This is a genomic window from Chamaesiphon sp. VAR_69_metabat_338, assembly GCF_031423935.1.
Classification (GTDB): Bacteria; Cyanobacteriota; Cyanobacteriia; order Cyanobacteriales; family Chamaesiphonaceae; genus Chamaesiphon.
The window spans coordinates 1-5,298 of the sequence record NZ_JANPGM010000078.1; the positions used below are offsets into that span (position 1 = coordinate 1).

At 47.0% G+C, this 5,298-nt stretch carries 4 protein-coding genes; 1 reads left to right on the forward strand and 3 read right to left on the reverse strand.

The features are described 5' to 3' along the window. Positions 1-16: 16 nt before the first annotated feature. Entirely contained in the window at positions 17-1,213 is a 1,197-nt protein-coding gene (locus RMO84_RS02295) for an RNA-guided endonuclease TnpB family protein (protein WP_310486838.1), read from the reverse strand. A 24-nt stretch (positions 1,214-1,237) separates the two neighbouring features. Here RMO84_RS02295 and RMO84_RS02300 point away from each other — a divergent pair, with 24 nt between their 5' ends. After that, entirely contained in the window at positions 1,238-1,450 is a 213-nt protein-coding gene (locus RMO84_RS02300; protein ID WP_310486839.1) for a hypothetical protein, read from the forward strand. Between the two features lie 13 nt (positions 1,451-1,463). Here RMO84_RS02300 and RMO84_RS02305 read toward each other — a convergent pair whose 3' ends face one another. Beyond that, the gene (locus RMO84_RS02305) at positions 1,464-3,830 is read right to left on the reverse strand and encodes a hypothetical protein (RefSeq protein ID WP_310486840.1); all 2,367 of its coding nucleotides are present in this window, start codon (positions 3,828-3,830) and stop codon (positions 1,464-1,466) included. Positions 3,831-3,990: 160 nt separating this feature from the next. Then, positions 3,991-4,785: a hypothetical protein gene (locus RMO84_RS02310; protein ID WP_310486841.1), complete on the reverse strand. Its 795-nt coding sequence runs from the start codon at positions 4,783-4,785 to the stop codon at positions 3,991-3,993. Positions 4,786-5,298: the final 513 nt, after the last annotated feature.

The window sequence follows — 5,298 nt, forward strand, 5'->3', positions numbered from 1 at the left end:
GTGAACTACCCGACTCTCATCCTACGGATAGAGAGCGGGCTTCCGACTTCGAGGGCGACCGCCTCACAGATGTCTTGCGACCCCTGCTTGGTCTGACGTTGCCTCCATCGGCAGTCTCGCTAGTTCCTAACGAGAGAATCCGTAATCCTTCAGCCTTCAGGTTCTGCGCTGCGTTGACATCTCTATCATGGTGAGTTCCACAACTAGAGCAAGTCCACTGACGCACATCTAAAGGCAAGGATGAGATTCGGTGATAACAATTACTACAGGTTTTAGATGAAGGAAAAAATCTATCCACCTTGACCAATATTTTGCCAGAACGCTCACACTTGTAGTTGAGCATTCCGACGAAACTAGACCAGCCACAATCGCTAATAGCTTTTGCCAAACAATGATTACGCACCATGTTCTTGACTGCTAGATCTTCCACAACGATGACTTGGTTTTCGTTCACCAGTTTTGCGGAGAGTTTATGCAAAAAGTCTTGTCTCGAATTACTGATACGTTGATGGACTCTTGCCACCAGTTTTCTAGCTTTATTTCGACTATTAGAGCCTTTTACTTTTCGAGATAGTTTACGTTGTTTCCGCTTGAGGTTAGATTCATGTTTCTTGATATGTCGAGGATTAGGGTACTTAGAGCCAGTGCTAGCAATCGCAAAGTCTGTAATACCCAAATCGATACCAATTGCATTTCCCTCGCGACTCGGAGCGGGATAAACGCCTTTCTGTTCGGTAAGAATAGCGGCGAAATATTGACCGCTGGGATTTTTGGAGATAGTAACAGTTTTGACTTCTCCGTCAAGCGGGCGATGCAGGCTAATTTTGACCCATCCCAATTTAGGGAGATAGATCAGGTTATCGACGAACTTAGTCCCTTGCGGGTATTGAATCGATTGTTTACCATGTTTCGATTTGAAATTAGGGTATTTAGCCCGCTTCTCAAAAAAGTTGATAAACGCCTTAGTCAGATTGAGGGTGACAGATTGCAAAACTTGAGAATGACACTCACTCAGCCAATCAAACTCTTTCTTGAGTGCTGGCAAAAGTGCATTGAGTCCTTCTCTAGACAATCCCTTCCCCGTTTGAGCATAGGTAGTAGTAGTCTCGTTTAGGGCACGATTCCACCACCAACGAGCGCATCCGAAAAACTGGGAAAGCTTGGAGGATTGAGCGTCGGTGGGATAAATTCGAGCTTTGACAGACTGATACATCTTTGTTTATCACGAACCGTTTTCATGATAACACAGAGCCAGTCGATGGTTCAACACGGAATTGGCTCGTCTTCTCATGCCTGTCCTCCGTTCGAGATCTGCGATTTGTCGATTTTGTCGGACAGGCAATCGTCGCCTCGCTCGGCTTTCATCCCGACGCTCACCGAAGCGGTAGAGCGCGGGACTTCCCGCCTGCCAGTTAAAAATGAGTCTTCGATCGTCAGCAGGAGTTTGTGAAAAAAAATTGCAACTAAAATCCATGCCGCACGGAAACACTCACCGTATTATCGCGATAAACATTGGCTGTCGAGCCAAGCGTGCGACGAAAATCAATCTCGGCGGCATTCCAGGATAAAGCTAGGAGTGAATTAGAGTTCGGATCTAGCCCAAAGCTCAAGCTAGCCCCAATTGGATTAGTCGAAATATTGCGATCGAAGGCACTGACAAACGCGCCAATTTTCAATCTGTCGTTAACTTTCCAACCTACATTAAAGACGGTTTTATAATCGATCGATCCCGGTAATAAATTTCCAAAAAATTGCGTGCCGCCGAGCGAGATATTGCCTAAATTCAAGGCGATGCCAGCATTGACGAAGCTTTGATTGACCGTAATCGGTACCGATTTGAGCGTAATTGCGCCATCGGCAATATAGTTTGCATTAAACCCAAATGCTAAATTATTCCGAGGATTTGCCCCTAAACCGATCGATCGATTGGCATTGGCAAATAGTTGGCTGTAATGTTCGGGATCGGGATTGACATAACCGACACCGCCAACGCTAAAACTCACCCCACGGGGATTGACGATCGAATAATCGGTACCGACATAAGCTTTAATATCTGGCGAAGTTTGGGACGATTGCAGCCCCAGATTAAAAATCGCTCCCGTAAAATACCGCCACAGGGTATCTTCGTTTAACTGCGTGCCGGTAAAACTTAGATGGGGATAATAATCAGTGCGTTGATTAATCGTACTGACATCCACCCGATCGACTTTCTGATTGTAGGTCGTGATATAGCCTTGGGAGTAAGCATTTTGCAAGCCCACCGAATTGAAGGCAAAGTTATTGAGCGTGACGCTCACGGGGACAGTACCGCCTTCCCCACCCCCACTCGACACAATTGTCGGCTCGCCAAGGGGGACATAATAATAATCCTGAGACACCGAACGCTGAATTACTGGCGATAAACCGATCCAGACGGCTTGATGATTGGCAGCGGGAGGAATGCGCGGATCGCTACCCACACTGGGCGCATAGCCAGTACCACCTTGATACACTGTCAGACTGCTATCGGGAATCCGAACTGCATTTGCCGCCCGATAGAGATTGGGATTGACGACGATTCTAGCACCGGGCAAACCAGGGGCGATTGCGGGCGACTGAATTTCGGGTAATACTTGCGAGAGGGCACTGACGCCGAGATTGAGTAGTTGATTGTTATCGTTGTGGATATAATTGAGCGATCGAATCGTCCGTCCCAAGCTCGATTCCCGCCCATTGGTGGCAAAATTCTGCGTCAGCCGCGTCCCATAAATCGCCACGCCTGTAGCGAATTTCTCCTGTCGCGATCCAGTCAAGGCTGGTGATTCTGTCGAATTCACGACACCGACAGCGGGCAGATACAGATCGATCCCATACTCATCGCCATTGGCACCGCCCTGAAATCCTGGTGCTTGAATAGCTGCCACCGAGGCAGGTGAGATCGGATCGCCAAATTGGGAAGTGATGCGCGCCCCTGTCGGTTGTAATTTTTGGGGATCGATAACGCTCTTATCGATTTTAATCCCAGGTAAAAAGGTGCAAGTTTGCCCCGAACCATCGAGGCAATCGCCCATGACACTAATTTGCTCGCGAAATCCCAATAGGGTTTGTGGTTGGGCAACCGCGATCGAAGTATCCCGATTTTGAATGATACTGCGCGCGCCCGCCACTTCTAATTGGCTCCTGACTCGGACGACGCGATCGCTAGTGACAGTCTGAACGTTGCTGGCTCCCAGCACTTTGTAAGCATCAAAACTAAAATCGCCACTCCGAAAACTCCCAAATTCATCGCCAGCGGTAATTACTGCCGTGCTCAAGTGCGATACCTTATTCCCGTTGAGAATAAATTGGGTGGAAAAGGGATCGACGACTTTGGGAGCTAGAGTTTGAGGTGGGATTAGATAACGCGGATCTTTAGTTGCGACTGGCTCGGGTACTACACTCGGTGCATTCGGTGCATTCGCTGGTGTGACGGCGGGAGTATTATCCGGTGCCTGAATGACGGCCGGATTGAGAATGGAATTAGTCGGGATCGGTTGGGATAATGGCAATATACTCGGCAGCATCACCCCCGGCAAAACAAATGTCGGCACGAAAATCGTCGGCGTTTGCGCGATTTGGCGATCGATTACTGGTGTGACTGCCTCATCAGTAAGTGTCTGGATTGATGGCGGCACCGCCAAAGTATCGCTATACAACCAATTATCGAACGTCGCATAGCCAGTAATCTCATCTAATGTTTGCGACTGTGCCTGAGCACTACCACCCAACACGAAATACCAACTGACGATCGCGATGCCATAATTGGCTAATTTCGGCTTGGTTTTAAAATATGTCGATAGCTGTGAATACACGCTCGAAATTCGCTCCAGCAATAAATCAGTTCGGCAAAAAATACCCACCCCAGTCCGCTCGGTTGATGTAGATCGATCGACCGTAACTAGAGATGGATAAATTTAAGTAAGTACGAGTAGAATTTAGCTCTAGAGCATACTAGAGCTAAATCGAATTGTTCTACTTGACGATCGCGGGAATAAAGCTCAACCCAGCCGAAGAGCCAGTGTAGTTGTAGCTCGTGCCTGACGAGTTGTTGGCATTAGCACCAGAGTTGTTGCTAGAGTAGCCACTGGCTCCAGTGTTTTGGCTATTAGCACTTTGGCTGTTAGTGCTATTACTAGTGCCATTGGAATTGGATTTAGAGGTATTGCTACCAGTGTTGCTGCTGGTGCTATAACTGCCGCTCTTTTCACCGGCACTGGTAGTTTGACTGTCTACGATGCCGCCGTTGCTGCCGTTGCTAGCCACGTTACTGCTCGTACCCGTACCATTCGTACCATTACTGGTATTACCAGCAGAATTGCTAGTAGCTTCATTAGCATTGGCATTAGAGGAACCATTAGTACCATTACTTTGGCTGGCACCATCGCTTTTATACTGATTGTACTGATTGTAAGCACTGGAGTAGTTGCTATTGCTAGCATTGCTGTTAGTCGAATAGGAGAACGTTACTGGCGCGCTATAACCATTAGCATTCGCTGTCGTCCCACCATATTGGCTAGCGGCGTTAGCTGTGGCATTAGTTTCGCCAGTTGCTACAGCAGCAGAGAGTTCTTGTACGCCAGTACCACCGCCAGAAGCAGTCGAACCAGGGTTGATGGTGAAGGTACCGTTGGTCGAAGAACTACTATTAAATTTGATCGATACCGCAGCAGCAGTCGTACCAGTGGAAACTGGGTTAGCGTTAGCGGCGATCGGGCAGAATATAGCAGCAACAGCTACCAGTGTGGTGAATTTAGATGAGAATTTCATATGCGTGACTCTTCCTTATTTAAAGTAAATAATGTACGATCTTGACAACAAGTTTTGTAAAATCTGGCTCGCTAGCAAACACGTTCCAGCAAATGTCTGCGGAGTGCCAACTCTCAACCATTTGCTGGCTCGAAAAGTTGGCGGGTCTCTTAATTAAGGTGACAAAATTTACCCATATAAAACAGATCGTCCGTTTCACATTGGTAAACGCTTGCCCAATCGGATTAATTAAACGATCGAACGATCGGTAACATCCAAAACTTTGCAGTTAGATTAAGAAACTTCTCCTCTGCACATTCTCCAAATCATTTTTTCACTAGCTAGCAAAAAAACGATTTACTGGAATTTGTTTATTGTAGATTTCACTTGCTTCATAGTATGACAATGATAAGCATTTGACAATAGCGATAAGTCTATTTACGTATTAAAGCTGAAAAGTAGCCGTCCTGTTGGCAATACCGACTTGAGTGTTTTCGATCGGTTACTTCAACCGCTAATGAGCTGCTACCTAAT